The organism is Coprococcus sp. AF16-5, assembly GCF_003479365.1.
Taxonomy (GTDB): domain Bacteria; phylum Bacillota; class Clostridia; order Lachnospirales; family Lachnospiraceae; genus Coprococcus; species Coprococcus aceti.
In genome coordinates, this window is the sequence record NZ_QUGZ01000011.1 from 1 (window position 1) to 21,462 (window position 21,462).

Consider the following 21,462-nt stretch of genomic DNA (forward strand, 5'->3'; position numbering starts at 1 on the left):
CTCTGACGTCTGATATCATCAATATACTGTCCAAGTGTATCATATATATCTTTGACAGCCTGTATGGTTCATCTTCAAGCCTGCCAAGGTCTACATACAAAAGCACTCCTCTATTTTCCATTATTTCCCTCATTCAGGTATTTGTCAACAAATTCAAACTCTTCCGGGTCCTGAAATCCAACAAAATATACCCGTTCTATCTGGTCATGATCAAACATATACGTCTGTTTTGTAGATATATTTCCCTCTGGATACAGGCATCCTATATAATCCCTTACGCTATCTGAATCCTCTGCCTTCTGCAATCTTCCATATATCATCAACCTTTTATTTGCGTTCTTTAATAACACAACCGAACCGATCGGCAGATATTTCTTAAATTCAATCATAATAACCTCCTCAATCTCAAAATGCCATCTCTGATAGCTATCAGAGATGGCACTTCTTTCCTACGAAATAATATTTGCTGCAAGCGATTCCGTTGCCGCTGCATTCTTTTTCTCTGTTGTCGTATATTCTTTAGCAAGTTCTGTAAGATTATTTACATGTTCATTAATCATTCGGCCCATGGTATCCATATCCGTCTGCAGTTTTCTAAATTTGTTTATATACGATGCAGACGCATCTCCTGTCCATGATGATGAAAGTCCAGTGACATCATTCATCATATCATCTGTCAACGATTTCGTCTGAGTCATAACTGATTTAAAATCAGCAGCCTTAGCCTCCAGTTCCGCCGGGGTGACTTTCAAATTCATATCTGACATATCTGTATTTTCCTCCCTTTAATACTTTCTCTGAGCCACTGTATTTGCATTTGTGGCTTCTGTAGTTTCATAATTAGCTATTATATTGTCCAGCGCTGAACAATACTGTTCTATCAGATTACTAAAATTTGTCATCTGTGAAACATCACTCTCAACTGCAGAGCTGAAAGCTTTTTTCGCGCTACCATCCCATGTACTGTTCAGAGCCTCCTTACTGTCTCTGAGCTTGGTTATCTGCTTCTTAAGAGACTGATTTTTCGAGCGAAGCTCTGTTGTTCTTTTCGTCATCTCTGACGATGTTACTGAAAATGCTCCCATACTTGATCCTTCCTTCTATTATTGATTTTGGTATATATTTGAAGCCTCCCGGCTCATACCCACGCCTAAATTTTCAAGTGCTGTACATGTATTGGATATGTCATTGTATACACTTTCGAGTTTTCCAATATATTTGTCACTTGCATCCCCTTTCCAGTTTTTTCTTATAGTCTCGACTTCACTTCCCAAATCAGATAAAACATACTGCTTTATACTTGCTTCTGAATTCAAGTAGCCATTTATAGCCGCTGCTATTTCTGAATATTCCAAATCACTAATCTTTTTTTCCATGTGCTTACATCCCTTCAGTGAATTATGTTATCTGGTAACGATGAGGTCATATCCCCATTCACAACTTCAGCAGTGATGTAGTTTCCTATAACTTCACCCAATGTATCACCATACGAATACATATCCTCCATAAATGCCTGCATAGTATCCATCTTCGATACAAGATCAGAATAAATATCTGCCCAGCCTTCACTCTCCCAATATTCCTGTATCTTGCCACAGGTTGATATGATCGTATCATACTGATTTCCCAGATCTGTTGCCCCCTTGATCAAGGTATCATGAAATGTTTCAAGTTTATTTATCGGTACTTTCACCGTCTCAACATACATACTTTCCCTCCGTTATTAAGCACCCTAGCCAATCAGAGCAATTACATTTTTTTCACAAGTCTCAAACGTATTGCATACATCAAGCAATGAGTCCACTTTCTTTTGAAGATCCTCATACATGGATTTAACTTTACTATCGCTGTTCTCAAATTTTGTATTAAATGAGTCTGCTGCAGGGCCTTTCCATTCTTTAATAAGATCTTGATAATCATTCTGGATGTTTCGTCTGTCAATTGTGCTTTGATCCAGACAGTCCTGTATAATCACAAGATCTGTGTGCAGCTTCCTTGTATCGACATTTATCTTATCCGACATAATCTTTCTCCATTCAATTATTTTGTATTTTTAGTATTACATCTTTTAAACCGTTTTGTCAACAATGGTTTTGTTTTTCTAAATTTATTTGTTTATATTTTTGTAACTAACAGCCACATTTTGACAAAATTTGTTTATTAATGTCAAAAGCATTATTGATTTTCTGATATTTTAGTATAAAATAATATTAGTTCATATTGAAATTGTATTAAAAGGAGAATGAAAATGAACACCAACTCAGCCAACTCAGCATATGAAAAAAACGAAAAAACTGTAGATAAGTATATTAAAGCTATTAAAAAAGAGTTTCCAATATACAGAAAGGGGGAAAAGAGATATTTAAAGATGCTGCGTAGTTCTATGTATGATTACGCAGTAAGTTTTGAAGGCGAGTTGATCACAGTATCACATCTGTCTAAAAAGTTTGGAAGTCCCAAGGATTGTGCCAATACATATATTGAATATTTAGGCACAGATACTATATGCCACAACATGAACGGAAATAAATATGGGAAATATATTTTCATTACCGCGCTTTCTGTTATACTGGGTTTTGCAATATGTATATCAGTTATGTTGTATAAGGAATGGCAGATATCCAGACGTAGTGATATTGCATCAACTAATATTGTCATTCAAGAGGGTGTAACGCCAGATGATTTATCTGATAAATCACGGATAGATTCTGCTGAAGACGCACAATTAAATAATAGCTCGGAAACTCAGAATAATGATAATAACAATAATACTGATACGGAGGAATAAATATGAATAAAAAATTACGTAGATTATTAGCTATATGTTGTATGATCTTCATCTGTTTGTCTACAATAAACGTTCCAACTGTTAAGGCCGCAGAAGAAGATACGAGCGATGACTCTCTTACATTTGTGGAAGTTATCGAGGAAATGCCATCTCAGCCATCTCTGAGTAGAGCCACAAAAACCAAAAGTGCTTCCAAAACTATATACTGCAATGATTCTAACGGAAACGTTCTCTGGAGTCTTCAGATTGCAGCAACATTCCGTTATACAGGTTCTTCCAGCACATGCACATCCGCTAAAGCTGTAGCAACTTCTAATAGCTCATACTGGAAGGTAGCCACACCTTCTTGTTCAAGATCTGGCAACAAAGCAACTGCTAGTACAGTTGGGAAAAAGTACTCCTCAAAAGGCGTACTGCTTCAGACAGTTACTAAATCAGTTACTATATCATGTTCAGCTAACGGAACCATTTCCTAGTTAGTTATACAAGATAAAGAACAAGGCCACATACCACACGAAATATCTTACAGATTTTTCATATGGTATGTGGCTTTATTTTATCTGTACCGGCCAGACACCCCTACTAATGCAGATCTTATAACCAGCTCCAACGCAGTAGCAACAACGTATAATGCTATGCATATTACCAACTTCACGCCCGTAGAAAGCTTCTCACTTTTAGCAACCATAAACGTCACGACTGCCGCAGTTCCGAGCAGCAAGCCTCCTATGGCACCACCCATTATTCCCCAATATTCTATAAAATATAATACATAAAATACTACTATCCAGGCAGGAGCTTTTTGATTAGCTCCTGCACCATCTGGATATGTTCCCAGATCCATTCCATCCATAATGAGACTGATACCACTCACTGCGCTTATAACCAGATTCAGTTCTTTTCCTGCTAACGGGACTGTATAGCTCAACTGTTTATCTTTTCTTAAGGTGCCTGTTCTCTCCAGTGATCTGAGCTTGAAAGCCTCCCCACCATTAATAAATATACTTCCTTTCATGTACTCCACCAGATATTGAACACCATCTATCTGTACATTCCAGCCATATTTCTTTGTATCTGCCATTGCATTAACTCTCCCTTTTCCGTTAAATTATTTCTAATTTTGTTTTTTATAAATTTCGGATGCCTGCTCACTCATACTCATTGCCATATTATATGCTGCGGTATTTGTGTCACTAATTGCATTGTATAGCAGCTCAAGTTTACCTACGAATAAGGTCTCCGCTTCGCCCTTCCAATTCTTGTTAAAGCTTTCTGCCGATTGAAATAAACTATCTAGAATATATTGACTTATATTATTTCGGATTCCCAATATACCATTTATAGCGGATTCTATTTGAGCATACTCATAATCTGTTATTTTTTCCAACACAAATCACCTCCCCGCAATGTTTTTATTTTCACTCTTCATGTACTTTATATATTTATCAAATTTTTGCTCTGATAATTTATCAAATACCACCGGCATACATGAACCATCTGACATAGAATAGACTCCTGAAAATTCCGATGAATCAACAAGTGCATATTCAACATTTCCCGGAAGCTTCTCTATACAATCCTCCACCAAAATAAATGTAAATGCACAGACACACAGATCATCACGCAGTGCTTCCACAATTCTATGATTTTCCAATAAAGCCATATCATCTACAAACACTATGTACCGCGGTTTCATATTTTCTACGCCGACTCCATTCAAAGCCTTTCTTTCCTCGATTGCCTGTGCCAGCATGTCTAATACTTTTCCTCTTTTTTCAGGAGTGCCTGCTACAAGACTAATGCCCGTCTCCATCTGAGTTCTCGTAAACGACTCATATTTATTCCACCCCTTACTATGAACACTATCATACACAAATGCAACCTTAAGATTCTCTGGCACTTCACTTACCAAAATCTGCGTAGACAATGCCCTAACTATATCGTATGCCTTCCTCTTGTCACCTTGTCCTACTACACCAAGTAATCCCACCTCGTCCAGACTTATAGCTTTTGGGATATCATGTATTATTCCGTATTCTTCTTTGAGTTTTTTACAAGTTCTCTTTAACTTAATATTCTGTGGTGTATTTACCATATTGGGAAGTAAGATATGCTCTGATATATCCAGATCACCTGTTCCTAGTCTATATGTAAGCATTACATCTCCCTGATTACGAATCTTTTTCTCTCCCCTCATAATTCTTCTTATCAGATCCTCTGCCGGCACAAACCGTTTGTTCATCCATTCTAAAGCGGCTTCTCTATAAGAAATTATCTGCTTGCTAACATCCTCCAAATAGTTCTCTCTTATTTTTTTTATTTTCTTTCTTGAGGGTCTATTTCGTAAATAATCACGAATACTATCATATAAGACCACAAGAACAATCACTATTCCTACTGGTACAGCCCCCAGAAGCATAAGCGTATATCTTGTAACGGAAGGGCTTGTATGCGGTTCACCTGTCATCTCCATATATTTATAATACGCATACACGCCCAAAACCGCATAAAATGCTAATGTTTTTATAGCTGTCCATATATCTTCTTTATTTTTATTAAGTTGGGGAATCGCATGCAATTTGAGATCACTCTCCATGCTTGGAAATCTTTCAATAATATTTTTATTTGTATCTTCTCTAATCATTTCTTACCTAATAAATTTAATTTCAACATCGCTATCTAATGCACACTTTGCTTTCATGTATAGATCTTTTAAATCTCTATTTGATATACTCCGTCCTCTTGCATCAATAACTATTGTCTGCTTTGTTCCTGTGGGCAAATTTGCTTTCATTTTCTGGCTTCTTGTCGTGACATCTTTGATAAGCATTGCCCTTCCACTTTCATTTTGAATATTATAACTTCTGACATCAATACAACTTCCATCCTTATACAATGTCGGACTTATACTTCCTTGAGCATTACGCGTTGATTTTTCTCCATTTAAAAAAGCCTGATTTTGACTGTAACCTTCATTTTTACTTGTAATTTTCCGGACAGTTTTCTCTTTTGTCGAAAGCTTTCCAACCTTGCGCTTTTCTCCTTCCATTGCCTTATTTTTTTCTATACTTTTTGTTCTTTTTACGTCAACAAATTTCTCGCCAATTCCAACAGCAGTATCTATCGCTAAATTATATGTAAAATTCTCTTTATATTGAATTGCGGCATCCTCCAACGAAACGTTTCTACAATGTGATTTCTCTTGGGCGCAATATATGGATGTCGACAAAGCCGAATTCCCCGCCATTACTGCGAAGTTAACGCCATTTACATAACCGGTTATTTTATATTGCTGTAAAAAAGCTGCAGTATTAGTCATCGTCTTTGCACTTTTCACTATAGCCAACGTCTCCCCAAAACCTTCCAGTAATCCAGTGGCTCCACCTTCCAAAGCACCCCACATATATGCATCAGCAAAGGCATCCGCAGGATTTTCTCCATTTTTGCATGCCATATAACATGAATACTCTGCATTCATCATAGATGTTGTTAGAGAACCCCACGCCATGTCTGCCGTTACTGTCTCTATCATAGTTGCTGCTGTTGTACTTGTCATTGTGCCAGTAGACATCGCTGCAGCAGTAACCTCTGGTGCTACAATAGCAATCACCAGCAATCCCACTATTATGCTCGTTCCAATGACTATCTTTCCTTCATTTGTCTTTGTCCACGGGGTAATTGCATATTGATTTCCAAGATCTATACCCATCTGAGTATATGTATCATTACACGTCTTATACTCTTTGTATATATCTTGCAAAGCTTTTGAAAACTTGTTCAACCGATCAGCTTCTTCCACAAACTCATCATAAGTTCTTATAAGTGCTGGCATGTCATATAACTCATCTGCCATTTTGCTGTATCGTATAATATCCATCTGCCTTTTATACATATCTATGTAATCCCCAAAGTTTTTACTGACGTTATTAAATTGTTCTACTTCGTCCTCCAGCTTCTCAAGATGTACATATAGTTCTATACCAGTGCCGTCCATCATTTACCCCTTAATATTACTTTTTAACCCAATATTCCTTTTAGTTAATTACGTCTCCCGACAAAGATTCTCCAATATCCACATTAATTGCTTCCACAGCATCATAGCTTTCTGTAATATTTACAATATCCTTATAGTAATTAGTCATATCGTCTACGATCTCATTCATACGATCTGATTTGTCTGCCATATCTTCATAAATCTCTGTCCATCCATCACTTTCCCAATAACCATTTATTTTGTTGCACGTTTCTATAATACTTCCAAATCGCACAAGCATATCCGCATAGTTCTGCGCAAATAGTTTTTCAAATAGCAACATTTGCCTTAATGGCACCACTATTATTTCTGTATCGCTTTTCACATAACCATTCCTTCCTGAATTTTGCTCGATCAGAGTTCCTGAATCCTATCCAATACAGAAGCTTCACACTTCTCAAACAATTTACACATGTCATAAACGCCATCTATCTTATCCTTAAGATCACTATATAAAGCCTTCATATTGGTCATAGCATTTCGAAATCCTTCATCATAAGTTTTTGCGGCCGGCCCGCTCCACTGTGACGCAAGTTCTTCATATCCACACTGAATAACAAGTCTTTCGCGCATACTCGCATCAATATCGTCCTTCAACGCCTTTATATCCGCATGTAACTGTTTTGTATTAATATTTATTTTTGTCGCCATACTCATCCTCTCCATTTATGTTATATACAGTATCTTACTTTTGGATATAGTTGTCAATATGTATTTAGATAATCTATTTTATGTTGATCAGTATTTATTGTCATCGTTTTTTGCATACAAAAAGCCCCACACCCTACGCAATATCCTGAAGATATCTCATAGTGGTGTGGGGCTTTTGTGTGACTGATGTTCAGGTCAACCGGCTTTTATACGTAGCTTGTTGTGTTAATCTTTACACCAGGGCCCATTGTTGAAGCAATTACAACGCTCTTAAGGTACTGACCCTTAGCAGCAGCTGGCTTTGCCTTAACAATAGCATTTATTAAAGTCTGGAAATTCTCGTTTAACTGTTCCTCTGTGAAAGAAACTTTTCCCACTGGCACATGGATAATGTTGGCTTTGTCAAGTCTGTACTCTATCTTACCAGCTTTGATATCTGAGATAGCCTTAGCTACATCCATAGTAACTGTTCCAGCCTTAGGGTTTGGCATGAGACCCTTTGGTCCAAGTACACGACCAAGACGTCCTACAACGCCCATCATGTCAGGTGTTGCAACAACAACGTCGAAGTCTAACCATCCCTCGTTCTGGATCTTTGGCACGAGCTCGTCTCCACCAGCGTAATCAGCGCCTGCTGCAAGAGCCTCGTCAACCTTTGCACCCTTAGCAAATACGAGAACCTTAACAGTCTTACCTGTTCCGTGTGGAAGAACTACGGCACCACGAACCTGCTGATCAGCGTGACGTCCATCAACACCGAGTCTGAGGTGTGCCTCTACTGTCTCATCAAACTTAGCTGAAGCCATCTTCTTAACTAAAGCAACTGCCTCAGTTGCCTCGTAAGCAGCGGTCTTATCATAGAGCTTGCTTGCATCTACATATTTCTTACTCTTTATCATTATTATAAACCTCCTGTGGTCATATCGGGAGCGACCCTCCCACTAAATATCTGTATTACTCTTCAACTGTAACGCCCATTGAACGAGCTGTTCCAGCGATCATGCTCATAGCTGACTCAAGGCTTGCAGCGTTCAGATCCTTCATCTTAAGTTCAGCGATCTCCTGAACCTTAGCCTTAGAAATTGTTGCAACCTTAGTCTTCTTTGAGTTTGCAGAACCTGACTTGATGTTACATGCCTTCTTGATAAGAAGTGATGCAGGTGGAGTCTTTGTAATGAAGCTGAAGCTCTTATCCTGGTATACTGTGATAACAACAGGAATGATCATGTCACCCTCATTAGCTGTTCTTGCATTGAATTCCTTTGTGAAAGCAACGATATTTACACCGTGCTGACCAAGAGCTGGTCCAACAGGTGGTGCAGGAGTTGCCTTTCCTGCAGGTATCTGTAATTTGATGTATCCTTCTACTTTCTTTGCCATTTTAGCATTCCTCCAAAATACTGTGGTACAATCCACTTGATAATTACAACTTCTTGATATCAGCAAACGCAATATCAACAGTATTCACACGACCAAACATTTCTACTTCGATGGCTACGGTCTGTTTTGCAGTATTAATTGCCTTAATTGTTGCTACTGTGCCTTCCCAGGCACCTGAAGTAACCGTTATTGAGTCTCCCACTTCAACATCGATGACAACCTCCTCTGAGGTCTGATACAGATTGCTCAGCTCCTCATCAGTGAGTGGTACAGGCTTTCTTGGATCTGATCCAACAAATCCTGTAACTCCTCTGGTATTACGTACAACATACCATGTAACATCGTTCATGATCATGTTGATGAGAACGTAACCAGGAAGTATCTTTCTCTCGATCGACTTTGGCTTACCATTCTTAATCTCTGTGGCATCTTCAACCGGAACGACTACCTCTAAAATCTGGTCTTGTAAATTTCTGTTTTCTTTTGTTTTCTCAATATCAGCCTTTACTTTGTTTTCATATCCTGAGTAGGTATGAACAACATACCATCTTGCATTCTCTGCCTCTGACATATTCTTCACCATCCTTTACCCAACTATGAAATTCAAACCAATCTGGATCAACCAATCTACGATAGCTATGATACAGCCGAGTACGACTGAGGAAACAACTACCGCAAATGACTGTCTTGCAAGGGAGCTCTTGTCAAGCCATGTAATCTTTCTGAACTCTCCCTTTAATTCCTGAAACCAGCTTCTCTTGAGAGTATTTGACTTTTCTTCTTTACTAGATTTAGACATAACTCTATTCCTCCTTACTGGTTCAGACTATTTTGTCTCCTTGTGTACTGTATGAGCCTTGCAGAATCTACAGTACTTCTTTGTTTCCATTCTGTCTGGATGCGTTTTCTTATCCTTTGTCATATTGTAATTACGCTGTTTACAATCCTGACATGCCAATGTTATTTTAACGCGCATTTCCACTTACCTCCATTGTTATTTTAAGGCACAAAAAAAAGACCTCTTTCATCGCAAAGTCTACAATAACACAATCGACCTATGCAAGTCAAGAAGTCTTTTATATAATTTCTAGTATATTTGATCCTGTCCGTCTATCTTCCGTTTGTACTCATGTCTTTTATGACATCTATGAGATCCATGTCGGAATCTGTGAGCTTCACATTGGTACAAATGGTCTTGCCCTCTGTATCTGTGATCTTCACTTCTATTATATAGCCTTCCTTTATTCCTGTGGCAGCGGCTGCTCTGAGGAACATAGGGAACTTTGGATGATTCTGGACGAACCGCTCCCAGGCTCCTTTGATCTTAAACATCATTCCCGGATTAAATGCCATATTTATCAACCTCTCTGTAAATCTTACTTATATCAGTATTATTTCAAAAGACCTATCGCTCCGAACAATCCTATACTTCCAAGGTACATGATCACTCCTGCCATGATCACTCCCAGCATGACCATGATAACGCTTTTCTTCCAGTCAAGCTCAAGGAAGCTGGCTGCCAGTGTTCCTGTCCACGCCCCGGTTCCCGGAAGTGGTATTCCCACGAACAGCAGAAGTGCGATATACACTCCAGTGCCGGACTTTGCCATGAGCTTCTGTCCGCCGTGCTCTCCCTTCACAAGACACCATGTGAAGAATTTGCCTATGAATCTCTTGTCTTTTCCCCACTCAAGCACACGTCTTGCAAACCAGTATATAAATGGAACCGGTATCATATTGCCTATGACGCACACTATAAATGACGGTATACTCGGAAGTCCAAAGCCCACCGAATACGGTATGGCGCCTCGAAGCTCAAGTATTGGTACCATGGATATAAGAAATATAGTCAGATATTTTTTTAACATAACGATCCTCTCATTTAATTTTCAAGTCCGGCTCTAACATAGAACGGCTCTGTCACCTCTGTCACTTTCTTACCAAGCATGTTGTCTGCTCTGACCAGTGCCACCTCGATGCCAAATGAATGAGGCTTCATAAGAGGTATGAGTCCGGCAAATACAGGCTTCTCGTCTCCGTTTACCTCAAGAGCAACAAGATACTTATCCTCCTGTCCCTGCTCCTCCATCATCTGTATATACGCTCTGTCAACATTCTCTTTGTCTGCCAGATACTCTCTTGCAGCATCAAGCATCTGTATCGGCTGATACTTTGGTGTTCTGAGCTTGACTGTTGCGCCTGGCTTGATCTTGCTCTGTACAAGTCCTGTACGTGAGCGCTCTCTGTACTGACGGATAAACTCTCCTGATATAAAGCAGTTCTCAGTGAAAGGATTCATAGCTATTCCGCTTATGTTTCCATTTGAATTGAACACAAGATCCTCAAGCTGCTTATATGGAAGTATGATCCTCTGGAAGCCATCGTTAAACTGTGATGAAGCCATCGACTCATAATCTGTGAAGCATGGAAGTACCTTGTCTCCCTGCTCATTTGTCAAAAGTGAGAAGTTGATCTTCACTCCGTCCTGGAATGTAACCTTTCCATTCTCATCAGGCTTTGGCTCCTGGTCAAACTTTGCAGGAACTATAAATACTGCATGAACCACTGACTCAAAGAGCTGCTTAAGTGTATCCTTGTTCTCATTTTCTCTAACTGCGTGCATAGCCTCAACAAGCTCCACGTTCTCAATCTTTTTTCCAATGTCTTTTACGTCCATCTCGTTATCCTTTCATTAATTAATTGTGTATTATCTCTTCTCACCGTAATGCTCGTTGTAAAGCTTCACCGCTTCCTCATAGTGCTCTTCATCAGCCTTTGCCTGATCTGATCTCTTGGACAACACAAGATCCGGTCTCACATCCGGCATGCTCTGGCCTATCCTTGAGGTAAATTCCGTAAAGAACTCCTGGCCACCTGCATATGATGCCATCGGTATAGCCACCATTCCCTTTGAGGTTGCAAATATGTATCCTCTGTTCACGTGATAGAACGGCTCTACAACGCGCTCATTCTCTACTATATCATCTATCTCGTATTTTCTCCACATAAATGGTATCTTACTGAAATATATCGCCTTGTCATCCATCTTCACCGCCGATGATACCGCTATCCTGCAGAATATCGCAAGTATAGCGCTCACACAGAATGCAAGTATGACTGCAATCCTTCCCATACCTTTATTGAGACTGTCCACTCCAAATACAGCCACCACAATGAGGAACAATATGAGCAGGCTTACTATGAATACCATAGGTCCAACTGTGGAATAACCTCTCATAACTCCGTTCTTATTCTTGCGGCATTTTCCGTAGTAGCTTATTCTTGAAGGCTTCATACCGAGATCCTCTCCACACAGAGGACAATACTTCTGGTTGACCGTACAGTTTGCCGGTATTGATTTGCCGCAGTGCGGACATCTGAAGAATATGGTGTTTATAATGCCTGATATAAGCGCAAGCACTACGAACAGAATCCAGCCCATGCTTATATTTCCTGCAAATGCAAATCCAAATATACACAGCACTCCTACTATTGGCAAAGCTGTAGACAGTAACTTTGATATATAAAGCTTCATCTTTCTCCTCCAAATCTGACAGTGGCATCTACACTGTCACCATCTCTGACCTGTTAAGTATAACATAATTCATCTTTTTTTCAATATTCCAGCGAAAAGAGCTGTCTGCACAGCATTTTGCCGGATTCCGTGGCAAATATATTATCGTATGCCGTCCTTATAGTATCTGCGTCCGCCTTATCCTCATACATGTTGACGAGGAAATCGGCCTCCACCAGTATCTGATAATCCAGACCGTCTATATTCCTGTAGGTGTGGTGATGTGCCACCAGATAACATGCCCTCTCCACTGCGGCATCTTCTGCACCTGCCTCTCTGAGCAGCCGTCTTGCCTCAGGAGGTCCCTCCTGTTCCTGTAGCTTGCCATTATTATATCCATATTTCAGTTCTGCGTTCTTTATGCCTATATCGTGGGCAAGTGCTGCGATCTCCAGGACCTGCATCTCGTCGGGCTCCATGCCCTCCATCTCAGCTATCAGCTTCGCAAATGAATGAACCTTCAGGAAGTGATGTACCCGTCTGGAATCCCCGGCATAGTATTCAATCATTTTCTCTTTTACTATAGAAACCAAATCTCGTGCCATGTCATCATCCGCCTTTCTTTGTGACTCGTATCATTCTAACACCACTATTTGTGAATAGTCTATACAGTTTATAAACATTTAATCTTCCTTACGCCCGGATTTTCTGTTACTTCTATAATATATACTTCCGTAAGTTGTTTTTTATTGACTATAATAGTATAATTTTGGGTTAGAGATAAACTATCAATACAAGTGATACAAAACATTGGAGATTTTATTATGGACACACGTTCAATTGGAGTATTCGACTCAGGGCTAGGCGGAATAAGCGTTCTCCGCGACATCGTGGAGCTCATGCCCTGTGAAAATTATATATATTTTGGCGATTCGGCACACGCACCTTACGGAACAAAGACCAGAGAGGCTATTCTTGAGAGATCGGAGCAGTGTACCAATTTTCTTCTCGCAAAGGATGTGAAGGCGATTGTCATCGCCTGCAACACCGCCACAAGTGTTGCAGCCTCGACACTGAGACAGCAGTATCCTTCCATACCGATCATCGGTATTGAACCGGCTCTGAAGCCTGCGGTTCTGTGGAAGGAGCACGACAAGGTAGCTGTCATGGCCACCCCTGCCACACTGGCACTGCCTAAATTTCATGAACTCATGAAACATTATTCAAAGGAGTCCGATATTTACCCGGTTCCATGTCCGGGGCTTGCAGATTATGTTGAGAGAGGAATATTCGACGGTGAGGAGATCACAGAATTTCTGAAAGGACTGCTCGCCCCATCTCTGGAGAAGCATGTGGATGCCATCGTTCTCGGTTGCACTCATTATCCATTTGTGGAGAAGGTTATACAGCGCATAGCCGGACCTGACGTGAAGATCTTCAATGGAGCCCACGGCACCGCCCTGGAGCTTCAGAGGAGACTGCGCATCGCTGAGCTTCTCACGCCTTCCATAGAGAAGGGCACTGTGGAGTTCTACAGCAGCAGCACAAACCCTGAAACCATTAAACTTTGTCACCAATTGTTTGAAGCGTGAAAATATATATCTATGCCACAATCACTCAAAATGCATAACAGGTTACAGGCATATTTACCTAAAAATATAAGTCCATGTAGGTACATGGGCAATCGGTAGTGAATACATCCGAACTTCGGCAGTTTCTGTGCTAAGGCGTCGCACGCAAACGCTCTTATCGCGTGCAGAGCCGCATGCATATAGAAACTGTTGAAGTGACAGATGTAGAACGTGATTGAACATGTACCTACATGGACTTTATTTGGGTAAATATGACTGTAACCGTCCGTCAAAATGCATATGGGCGATCCCAGACTTTGAGTTTCGTGCCGATATCATGGACAAGGGCATAGGTGTAACATTCATATGCCCAGGCGACGTCCTCTGTCGGCATGCCCTCTATGGATACGAGGATGATCTCGTCGTCAGATTCACGGCCGGGCTTCTTGCCACGGATTATCTCCCCGAATGTAGTAAGGGAATCCCTCTCTATCAATCCATCCTGCACCATGTATACGAAGTCCTCTCCCATGCAGCCTGTGTGGAGTCTGTTGTCCTCCGCATCATATCCAACATTATCTTCCTCTGCATAATTCTCGTACATTCCGTAGTTGTCTATGACTTTTTTCAAGTCAACAATGCTCTTATGCTCCATATTGAAGGTACTTGTAGAGATGACCAGCGCTCCGGGCTTGAGCCACTCTCGCTTGTACTCTGGCCACTCGCCCTCCTTGCATGAGACTGCCTCAGTTATGATGTCGGCATCCTTAAGTGCCTCCTCCATATCCTTGCACAGAACTATATTTTTTACCTGAGGATAATTTTCCTCTATGTACTCTTTCATCTTAATCGCATTTGCCGATGTCGGTGAGCTGCCCTTTATCTTGATGGTGTCTATGTCAAATCTCTGTGACATGATGGCTCTGAGACTTGATCTGCAGGCATAGCAATGAATCTTCTGTCTCTTGCATTATTGACAGGAAAATTCTCTATAGGCGACTTCTTAGGGAAATATAACATAAGTCCATGGGCATCATTATACGGGCCGCCCATGAGGAAATCCCCATCCTCCATGAGTCCCATTGTCTCTTCCATCACATCAACGCATCTTCCAGGATGAAGCACTCCTGACATTTACGACCTCCGCCTCGCACACCTCATGTCCATCACGGCCAAGTGCCACTCCCTTTGTTCCTTTCTCAGGAATAGGCAAGAATTCATACGGAAGTGTAACCGTTCCATAGCCATCCCCGGTATCCTCGTCCACCAGGAATATCGCCTGTCCTGAACAGCTTGCAACACACATACCACATCCTATACATGGATTCTCCGTCACCGTTGGAAGTGATGTAATATTTGCGCCTATGCTTATACATCCCTTCGGGCACGCATCCTGACATGGGTTGCACGGAATGTATGTGGTCAAATACATGCAGAGCCACAACACCAGGATTGACACAATAGGTGCTTGCGACTGCTATACCCTTGACATCCCCGGGAGCAATCCAAAGTCCAAGTATTACCGTACCAAGAACGTATTCTTCTTCGCACCATACCTTGAGAACTCGGACTGCAACTATGTACTTCCAGCAGGACGATACCTCTCCATGACATACAGAGGTGACCTGACCAAGACAAGGGAACTGCTGCCACTGCTTACTCTATTCTCTAAAAATTGTATCTACAGATACTCACCCATGAACAGCTCCGTGTCGTATGGGGTTATCACCATTTTATCACGCTCATTCTCCACTGTGTCATTATTCAGATACAACTCAGTGTCAAACACAATGTCAGCATCCTCCCTGTTGTCCACCAGCACTCCTCTGCCCATGACATTGAGCGCGATAAGATCATAGAGATCTGGTTTCTTCACATTCACCATGGAATAGCATACCGCCGCAACTCCAGATAGATTGCTCTCCAGATTATTACCACCGATATTCGCATGGATGCCACTGAGCGACATATTCATGTCACACCAGATGAACTCCCTCTTCACACAGTCAAATATGACAGGAATGCACACCATGCTGTCCGCCGTCAGATCAAGCTTCTGTTCCACCGTCTTTGGCTCATATATCTCGCCCGAATCCACATCAGCTCTCTCCATCCATCCAAACATTGCGTGAGGCATATCCGCATAGGTCTGACAGGTAAAGCTGTACACCTGGTACACCACATACCTTGCCCCACATCTCACAACGGAATCCACGTCCACATCAAGGAACTCACTGACACCATCGCCGTCCACCGGGCCGCCATTTACAATGTCGCCCGAATGGCATGCCTTATATTTTGCAGATTTCAGATTGGTATATGACACATGCTCCATGTAGTTCCAGTTCTCGTCAAATATAGCCGCCGACAGGTCTATGTCGACTCTTCCATCGTCATACGACTCCAAATCACATTTGTCCATATTCGTCCACCATATAAATGCCCTCACAGCATTTGTCTGCGAATCCATAGGAAGTCTTGAACCCCTGACTATGGTCTTCATCGCCTTGCTGGCGCTTCTCTGGCTGAATGGTACCACATAATTCCTGTAGTCCTCAGACAGGTACACCTTACCCATAGGCTCCCTCTGTCCATATATCTTCACAAGCGCATTTTCGCAGATCCGAATAACTTCCTGACAGTATTTCTCATCTATATCTGGCAGATTGTTTCGCTCGCTGTGGCACTTTGCAAGACTCCCCTTTGGGAAGAACACTCTTACATCCGCCTGCTCAGCTCTGTGCAGGAAATGCTCTCTCACCTGAAGCAGCACCGGTGTCGACACCTTCTCCGCCACAGACGCAAAGCTCCTTATAACAGACTCTTTATGTGCCACTCTGAGCAGTTGGTCCAGTCGCCTTGCCAGTTCACCCGGTCTCTTCACCAGTTCTGCAAGCGCACTTTCATACTCACCGTAAGCAAGGTCAAACTCAACCTTTCCCGCAAATGTCTCTATCTTCCTGTTATTTCTCAGCTTGTCAAATGCATTTATCGCCCTGTCATACTCCAGAGTGTATCTGCTGCAGTCAAACTCAGAAGGATGGATCCTCTCTCCAATCCTGATCCATCTCTCCTTATATCTCAGCATGTCCCCCTCTATATTCGGACATCCCGACAGAAGCTCCATGATCATCCTTCTCTGTCTGCGGGTAAAACTCTTATATCTCGTATTCTCCGCAAGGCTCACATCACCATCGCTCATTGCTGTGACGAGTCTCAGCACATCAGTTGCTGTCTTTATATACTTTCTGAGCCCGCTGACTCTTGCCAGAGGATTCTTCTGCAGATAGAGCGCAGAGATGTACGCAGCATTCTCCTTGTGTGGTATGTTATCAGGCAGCTTCATATTCTCAGTCTCGAATAAATATGCTATATCCTCCCTGTCAGTTCTTGATATGGATGTTCTCGACGTACAGATATTGTCAAATATCTGTCTCACATCAGCCTCACTTCCAAGCTGCAGAACTTTGACCTTCGTCTCATCAAAAAGTGGCAGTCTGTCATTTACACGCTTTCTGTGATTCTTTGGATACAGGATACCATCCGACCAGTAATGCACCATCGCATTTATATACAACTCAGAAAAATGTGCATCCATAACGCCCTTAGGGAAATCGGCATACATAGGCATATACACAACATTTGCACCTTTCAGCTTCATAAGCGCAGCTTTGAGTTCAAGATAAAATTCTGTCAGTTCATTGACGCTGTATGTTCTGAGAACGTCAAACACCTCCCTGGAAAATGTATATCCAAGTTCTTCGATGTTCTTCATAATGGTCGTTATGCAACGGTCATTTGCCACCTTTGCAGTACCAATGCCAAGTATCACTTTGTTCTTACGCCTGAGCAATATCTCGTTCATAACATTTCTCCCTATTAATGAGGAAACCGGTGGCGGTAAGCTTTTACATTTATCATCCCAATTAAGAAGGAACCACCACCATAGCCTCTTATGATCCTGTATTCAGGGCCTCAATAACTTATGAACCCAATATATCAAACCATGATCGTCAAATCAATGAACCGCTAGTTTAGAAGTCACGCAGTGGGCTATCCCTCAAGCGCGACCTTCACAACCTTTTTCTTTCTGGGAAGGCAGAGCTGGAGCACCACCGCTATGGTTGCACCAACTGCAGTACCTGATGACATGAAGTAGTTCAGGAACTGAGGCATTGCGTTCATCACATCTGTAGGAATGACTATAGTTGCCACAGCAGCCACGACTGAGATTCCAACGATAAGTGATGATCTCTCATCAAGAGGCTCACTCTGTATGATCTTGATTCCATTTGATATGAGCAGGATACATACAACCGCAAATACACCATTTACGACAGGTGTCGGTATACATGATATGACGGTCATAAGCTTTGGACATACGCCGAGCACCATGAGTATCATACCACCCGCAATGATCGCCATACGGCTTCCAACCTTTGTTATCGCAAGTACTCCGGCATTTGACGAATATCCTGTCATCGGTGTTCCTCCGAACAGTGAACCGACAAGACATCCAACGCCCTCACCAATAGTAGCGCGATCTATTCTCTTATCGCTGAGATCCTCGCCTGTGATGGCACTGATCGTCACCCATGTTCCTGTTGTATCGAGAAGTACGATAAGGTAAATGAACATCATGAGTATACAGGACTTGATCTCAAACTTTGGAAGTCCAAAGTGGAAAAACTCCGGAAGCTCGAACCATGCTGCATCGTGTACAGAGCTGAAGTCCGCAGCTCCCATTGCTGCAGCAACCACGGTTCCGGCAACCAGTGCAAGTATTACTGATACCATGTGAAGTATCCTGTTATGCTTAAGCTTGTACTGAAGTATCATACATACGATGAGCACTCCTGCAGCAGTAAGACCTGATGCTACATTTGCACTTAAGTTTCCATCTGAGCTTGCGATCCCTTTGGCCGCTGTAGGTGTCAGTGATATTCCAACTATAAGTATGATGATACCACCGATAAATGGAGGTATTGCCTTTCTCACAAATTTTGAGAATCCCTTGAATATACCCAGCAATATGATCATGATCGCTCCGGGGATCAGACTTCCTATCATTGCACTGACTCCCATGGTCGCGCCTATCGTACACAGAGCTCCAAGCGGTACATATGATGGACCCTGTATGATAGGGTACTTCATGAAGAATCCCGCCTGCAATATAGTTGCAATTCCACATGCAAAGAAACTCATCTGAAGGAAAAATGATAACTCTCCTCCGGCAAGTCCTATCGCCGCTCCAAGTATCAATGGCATGATATACAGATCCATTGACAATACATGCTGCATTCCGAGAAATGCCGCCTTGCCACAGCTTATCTTCTCATTTACGCCAACTATGAGCTGGCTGTCATTTTCTACTATCTTCTTATCTTCCATATAAATGCGCCTCCTTATCTGCTGTTATATAATCCGAATTTCCATTCTATAATTTATCTGCAAGCTGCTTTCTGAGAACCACAAGCTCGCTGTTTATTTCATCTATCAGACTTCGCTCATCTATGCCACAAGTGAACTTTCCTCCCTGATATACAACCTTTCCATTTACTATCGTTGTATCGATATTTTCCTCGGATGACGCATATACGACAGTCGCCTTTGCATCATGCATAGGTGCAGACTTCAAATGATTAGGGTCAAATATTATTAAGTCCGCATTCTTGCCGGACTCCAATGTTCCCAGCTTGTCAGCCATGCCTATTGCCTTTGCTCCCCCAGCCGTCACCATGTGTATGATATCGTCTGCGCTGATGACTGCCGCATCTCTGTGTATTCCCTTCTGTATGAGAGCCGCCAGCTTCATGCTCTCCAGCATATCCGTGCTGTTGTTGGACGCCGCACCATCTGTTCCTATAGATACATTTACCCCGGCTGCAAGGCTCTCTGGAATAGGTGGTATTCCTGAACCAAGATAGAGATTAGGTGCTGGATTGTGGCTTATCGACACTCCATATTTTGCAAATCTCTCTATGTCATGAGGTGTGAGGTTTACACAGTGGACTGCCAGGAATTTGTCTGTCAGGAATCCTATCTCCTCAAGCATATCCACTATATCCTTGCCGTAATATCTTCCGCACATCTCATTGTCGACCTCGGTCTCTTTGATGTGCATTGAATACCTAACATTCTCGCTAAGACAATACTCAAGCATCTCCTGATAGCCTTCCTTTGTGGTTGACCAAGTGACATCCGGACCTGTCCAGATCGAAAGCATATCATTTTCTTTATAAGCTTTCTTCAGTGCATCGACTTCCTTCATGGCCTTGCCAGCAGGCTCAAGGAAGCACTTCGGCATTCCGTATTCCTCTCCGGTATCCTGAAATGTTCTGATAAATACACTACGGATACCAGTTGATACCATTCCATCTATACAGGAATGAGCCAGTTCAGAATCCTGATTGGTGTAGAAGAACTCACTCATGGTCGTACATCCACTCTTTATTGCCTCCATACATGCAAGCTGTGCTGCCAGCTCATGCTGATGTGGTGTCATATACTGTCCATATGGGAGTGCTGAAAGATTCAACCACTCTATCAATCTGTGATCAGCTCCAAGACCTTTCAGGAAAGACTGGAATATATGTATATGTGTATCTATAAATCCCGGAAATACCACCTTGCCCTCGGCATCTATCACACGTCCGGCGCCCTCACATTCCTGAAGCTCCTCCGGTGTCAGCTCATTCATTTCCTTTATCAGAGTTATCTTCTCTCCCTCTATTCCTATGATTCCCTTCGCATACACTTTTCTGTCCTCATCCATTGTGTGTATCTGCGCATTTTTGATTATCAGATCATAACTCTTCATAGCTCATTCCTCCTGACTTTGAATATCCACTAAAAAAGGAGTCCTTCCCCGGCAGTGTGTGTTAAAATGTTCCACACAAACTACTTTTGAAAAGACTCCTTTGTCCTGTTCTAAATCTTCTGTATTACATTTTCATTTTCCGCGGTATAAACAAAAAAAGAACCATACAGCTATCTGTTTTGGTGTTAAGGAAAACAGATAAAACTTTTGGTTCCTGATGGCTCGTATCTTAGCACTATCCCGTCAAATGGTCAATACTCATAACCTCTGTTGTTATATTTTTATTTTTTTAAAGGACTTTACCTTAATATCTTATGTTTATGCCATTTTTGCTTAATATTTTAAGGTAAAGAAAAAAGCCTGAACCCCTTGATTTTCCTTAGGTTTCAGGCTTTTAATTTAATGCCGGCGACCGGAATCGAACCGGTACGGGAGGTTAGTCCCGCAGGATTTTAAGTCCTGTGCGTCTGCCAGTTCCGCCACGCCGGCATTCTGCACCTTATTAAAAGGTTTAGAAAATGGGACCTATAGGGCTCGAACCTATGACCCTCTGCTTGTAAGGCAGATGCTCTCCCAGCTGAGCTAAGATCCCATTTGTTAAAAAGTATTCTATTGTGAATACAGCGACCCGGATGGGGTTCGAACCCACGACCTCCGCCGTGACAGGGCGGCGCTCTAACCAGCTGAGCCACCAGGCCATATTCA

The 21,462-nt window shown here is 41.9% G+C and carries 31 protein-coding genes and 3 tRNA genes; 3 read left to right on the forward strand and 31 right to left on the reverse strand.

Annotated elements, in window-relative coordinates; all coding sequences use genetic code 11:
• Positions 1–110: 110 nt before the first annotated feature.
• The 6 genes from DWW70_RS14215 to DWW70_RS14240 are packed head-to-tail and all read right to left on the reverse strand — an operon-like array spanning position 111 to position 2,023.
• Positions 111–389: a DUF4176 domain-containing protein gene (locus DWW70_RS14215; protein WP_022216712.1), complete on the reverse strand. Its 279-nt coding sequence runs from the start codon at positions 387–389 to the stop codon at positions 111–113.
• A gap of 60 nt (positions 390–449) precedes the next feature.
• On the reverse strand, positions 450–767 hold the full coding sequence (locus tag DWW70_RS14220; protein ID WP_015533471.1) for a WXG100 family type VII secretion target: 318 nt from the start codon (positions 765–767) through the stop codon (positions 450–452).
• An 18-nt stretch (positions 768–785) separates the two neighbouring features.
• Positions 786–1,085, reverse strand: coding sequence for a WXG100 family type VII secretion target (locus DWW70_RS14225; RefSeq protein WP_015533472.1), 300 nt, complete (start codon positions 1,083–1,085; stop codon positions 786–788).
• Between the two features lie 18 nt (positions 1,086–1,103).
• A complete protein-coding gene (locus DWW70_RS14230; protein ID WP_055273954.1) occupies positions 1,104–1,376 on the reverse strand; it encodes a WXG100 family type VII secretion target in 273 nt (90 codons plus the stop codon).
• A gap of 14 nt (positions 1,377–1,390) precedes the next feature.
• Positions 1,391–1,708 carry a hypothetical protein gene (locus DWW70_RS14235; RefSeq protein ID WP_117875491.1) on the reverse strand — a complete coding sequence of 106 codons (318 nt, stop codon included), beginning with the start codon at positions 1,706–1,708 and terminating at the stop codon, positions 1,391–1,393.
• Between the two features lie 24 nt (positions 1,709–1,732).
• On the reverse strand, positions 1,733–2,023 hold the full coding sequence (locus DWW70_RS14240; protein WP_022216716.1) for a WXG100 family type VII secretion target: 291 nt from the start codon (positions 2,021–2,023) through the stop codon (positions 1,733–1,735).
• Between the two features lie 225 nt (positions 2,024–2,248).
• Here DWW70_RS14240 and DWW70_RS14245 point away from each other — a divergent pair, with 225 nt between their 5' ends.
• Both DWW70_RS14245 and DWW70_RS14250 read left to right on the forward strand, forming a co-directional pair.
• The gene (locus DWW70_RS14245; protein WP_118650104.1) at positions 2,249–2,788 is read left to right on the forward strand and encodes a DUF6120 family protein; all 540 of its coding nucleotides are present in this window, start codon (positions 2,249–2,251) and stop codon (positions 2,786–2,788) included.
• 2 nt (positions 2,789–2,790) lie between these two features.
• The gene (locus tag DWW70_RS14250) at positions 2,791–3,264 is read left to right on the forward strand and encodes a hypothetical protein (RefSeq protein ID WP_055280679.1); all 474 of its coding nucleotides are present in this window, start codon (positions 2,791–2,793) and stop codon (positions 3,262–3,264) included.
• An 80-nt stretch (positions 3,265–3,344) separates the two neighbouring features.
• On the opposite strand, the gene DWW70_RS14255 is transcribed toward DWW70_RS14250, so the two are convergent.
• The 16 genes from DWW70_RS14255 to DWW70_RS14330 form a co-directional block, all read right to left on the reverse strand.
• Entirely contained in the window at positions 3,345–3,869 is a 525-nt protein-coding gene (locus DWW70_RS14255) for a hypothetical protein (RefSeq protein WP_118650105.1), read from the reverse strand.
• Between the two features lie 33 nt (positions 3,870–3,902).
• Entirely contained in the window at positions 3,903–4,175 is a 273-nt protein-coding gene (locus DWW70_RS14260; RefSeq protein ID WP_147360154.1) for a hypothetical protein, read from the reverse strand.
• A gap of 6 nt (positions 4,176–4,181) precedes the next feature.
• Complete coding sequence (locus DWW70_RS14265; RefSeq protein WP_118650107.1) at positions 4,182–5,432, reverse strand: hypothetical protein; 1,251 nt, start codon at positions 5,430–5,432, stop codon at positions 4,182–4,184.
• 3 nt (positions 5,433–5,435) lie between these two features.
• Entirely contained in the window at positions 5,436–6,782 is a 1,347-nt protein-coding gene (locus tag DWW70_RS14270; RefSeq protein WP_055273944.1) for a hypothetical protein, read from the reverse strand.
• Positions 6,783–6,822: 40 nt separating this feature from the next.
• Positions 6,823–7,146 carry a hypothetical protein gene (locus tag DWW70_RS14275; protein WP_055273941.1) on the reverse strand — a complete coding sequence of 108 codons (324 nt, stop codon included), beginning with the start codon at positions 7,144–7,146 and terminating at the stop codon, positions 6,823–6,825.
• A gap of 29 nt (positions 7,147–7,175) precedes the next feature.
• On the reverse strand, positions 7,176–7,472 hold the full coding sequence (locus DWW70_RS14280) for a hypothetical protein (RefSeq protein ID WP_015533476.1): 297 nt from the start codon (positions 7,470–7,472) through the stop codon (positions 7,176–7,178).
• 206 nt (positions 7,473–7,678) lie between these two features.
• A complete protein-coding gene (rplA, locus tag DWW70_RS14285; protein WP_015533477.1) occupies positions 7,679–8,371 on the reverse strand; it encodes a 50S ribosomal protein L1 in 693 nt (230 codons plus the stop codon).
• Between the two features lie 55 nt (positions 8,372–8,426).
• Positions 8,427–8,852, reverse strand: a complete 426-nt coding sequence (rplK, locus tag DWW70_RS14290) for a 50S ribosomal protein L11 (protein WP_015533478.1) — start codon at positions 8,850–8,852, stop codon at positions 8,427–8,429.
• A gap of 43 nt (positions 8,853–8,895) precedes the next feature.
• Positions 8,896–9,423: a transcription termination/antitermination protein NusG gene (gene nusG, locus DWW70_RS14295; protein ID WP_015533479.1), complete on the reverse strand. Its 528-nt coding sequence runs from the start codon at positions 9,421–9,423 to the stop codon at positions 8,896–8,898.
• 15 nt (positions 9,424–9,438) lie between these two features.
• The gene (gene secE / locus DWW70_RS14300; RefSeq protein ID WP_015533480.1) at positions 9,439–9,651 is read right to left on the reverse strand and encodes a preprotein translocase subunit SecE; all 213 of its coding nucleotides are present in this window, start codon (positions 9,649–9,651) and stop codon (positions 9,439–9,441) included.
• A gap of 27 nt (positions 9,652–9,678) precedes the next feature.
• A complete protein-coding gene (rpmG, locus tag DWW70_RS14305; protein WP_004849439.1) occupies positions 9,679–9,828 on the reverse strand; it encodes a 50S ribosomal protein L33 in 150 nt (49 codons plus the stop codon).
• 134 nt (positions 9,829–9,962) lie between these two features.
• Complete coding sequence (locus DWW70_RS14310; protein ID WP_055280684.1) at positions 9,963–10,205, reverse strand: hypothetical protein; 243 nt, start codon at positions 10,203–10,205, stop codon at positions 9,963–9,965.
• Positions 10,206–10,243: 38 nt separating this feature from the next.
• Positions 10,244–10,720 carry a COG2426 family protein gene (locus tag DWW70_RS14315; RefSeq protein ID WP_022216200.1) on the reverse strand — a complete coding sequence of 159 codons (477 nt, stop codon included), beginning with the start codon at positions 10,718–10,720 and terminating at the stop codon, positions 10,244–10,246.
• Positions 10,721–10,734: 14 nt separating this feature from the next.
• Positions 10,735–11,529: an enhanced serine sensitivity protein SseB gene (locus tag DWW70_RS14320; protein WP_015533482.1), complete on the reverse strand. Its 795-nt coding sequence runs from the start codon at positions 11,527–11,529 to the stop codon at positions 10,735–10,737.
• 30 nt (positions 11,530–11,559) lie between these two features.
• Positions 11,560–12,387 carry a zinc ribbon domain-containing protein gene (locus DWW70_RS14325; protein WP_022216199.1) on the reverse strand — a complete coding sequence of 276 codons (828 nt, stop codon included), beginning with the start codon at positions 12,385–12,387 and terminating at the stop codon, positions 11,560–11,562.
• Between the two features lie 80 nt (positions 12,388–12,467).
• Complete coding sequence (locus DWW70_RS14330; protein WP_117548519.1) at positions 12,468–12,971, reverse strand: HD domain-containing protein; 504 nt, start codon at positions 12,969–12,971, stop codon at positions 12,468–12,470.
• A gap of 219 nt (positions 12,972–13,190) precedes the next feature.
• Between DWW70_RS14330 and murI the strand changes: the two genes are divergently transcribed.
• Entirely contained in the window at positions 13,191–13,958 is a 768-nt protein-coding gene (gene murI, locus DWW70_RS14335; protein ID WP_117548518.1) for a glutamate racemase, read from the forward strand.
• A 268-nt stretch (positions 13,959–14,226) separates the two neighbouring features.
• Here murI and DWW70_RS14340 read toward each other — a convergent pair whose 3' ends face one another.
• From DWW70_RS14340 to DWW70_RS14380, 9 genes are all read right to left on the reverse strand, one after another.
• Positions 14,227–14,853, reverse strand: coding sequence for a hypothetical protein (locus DWW70_RS14340; protein WP_243017738.1), 627 nt, complete (start codon positions 14,851–14,853; stop codon positions 14,227–14,229).
• The gene (locus DWW70_RS15290) at positions 14,832–15,071 is read right to left on the reverse strand and encodes a hypothetical protein (RefSeq protein ID WP_242992581.1); all 240 of its coding nucleotides are present in this window, start codon (positions 15,069–15,071) and stop codon (positions 14,832–14,834) included. The genes DWW70_RS14340 and DWW70_RS15290 overlap by 22 nt, the downstream gene beginning before the upstream one ends.
• On the reverse strand, positions 15,037–15,369 hold the full coding sequence (locus tag DWW70_RS14345) for a 4Fe-4S dicluster domain-containing protein (protein ID WP_330423977.1): 333 nt from the start codon (positions 15,367–15,369) through the stop codon (positions 15,037–15,039). The genes DWW70_RS15290 and DWW70_RS14345 overlap by 35 nt, the downstream gene beginning before the upstream one ends.
• Positions 15,370–15,618: 249 nt before the next feature.
• A complete protein-coding gene (locus tag DWW70_RS14355; RefSeq protein WP_118650108.1) occupies positions 15,619–17,802 on the reverse strand; it encodes a TerD family protein in 2,184 nt (727 codons plus the stop codon).
• A 188-nt stretch (positions 17,803–17,990) separates the two neighbouring features.
• The gene (locus DWW70_RS14360) at positions 17,991–19,328 is read right to left on the reverse strand and encodes a uracil-xanthine permease family protein (RefSeq protein WP_118650109.1); all 1,338 of its coding nucleotides are present in this window, start codon (positions 19,326–19,328) and stop codon (positions 17,991–17,993) included.
• A 46-nt stretch (positions 19,329–19,374) separates the two neighbouring features.
• Entirely contained in the window at positions 19,375–20,757 is a 1,383-nt protein-coding gene (locus DWW70_RS14365; RefSeq protein WP_118650110.1) for an amidohydrolase family protein, read from the reverse strand.
• Positions 20,758–21,160: 403 nt separating this feature from the next.
• Positions 21,161–21,246: transfer RNA gene (locus DWW70_RS14370), tRNA-Leu, on the reverse strand.
• Between the two features lie 30 nt (positions 21,247–21,276).
• Positions 21,277–21,349: transfer RNA gene (locus tag DWW70_RS14375), tRNA-Val, on the reverse strand.
• Between the two features lie 32 nt (positions 21,350–21,381).
• Positions 21,382–21,455 (reverse strand) — tRNA-Asp (locus DWW70_RS14380).
• Between the last annotated feature and the right edge of the window lie 7 nt (positions 21,456–21,462).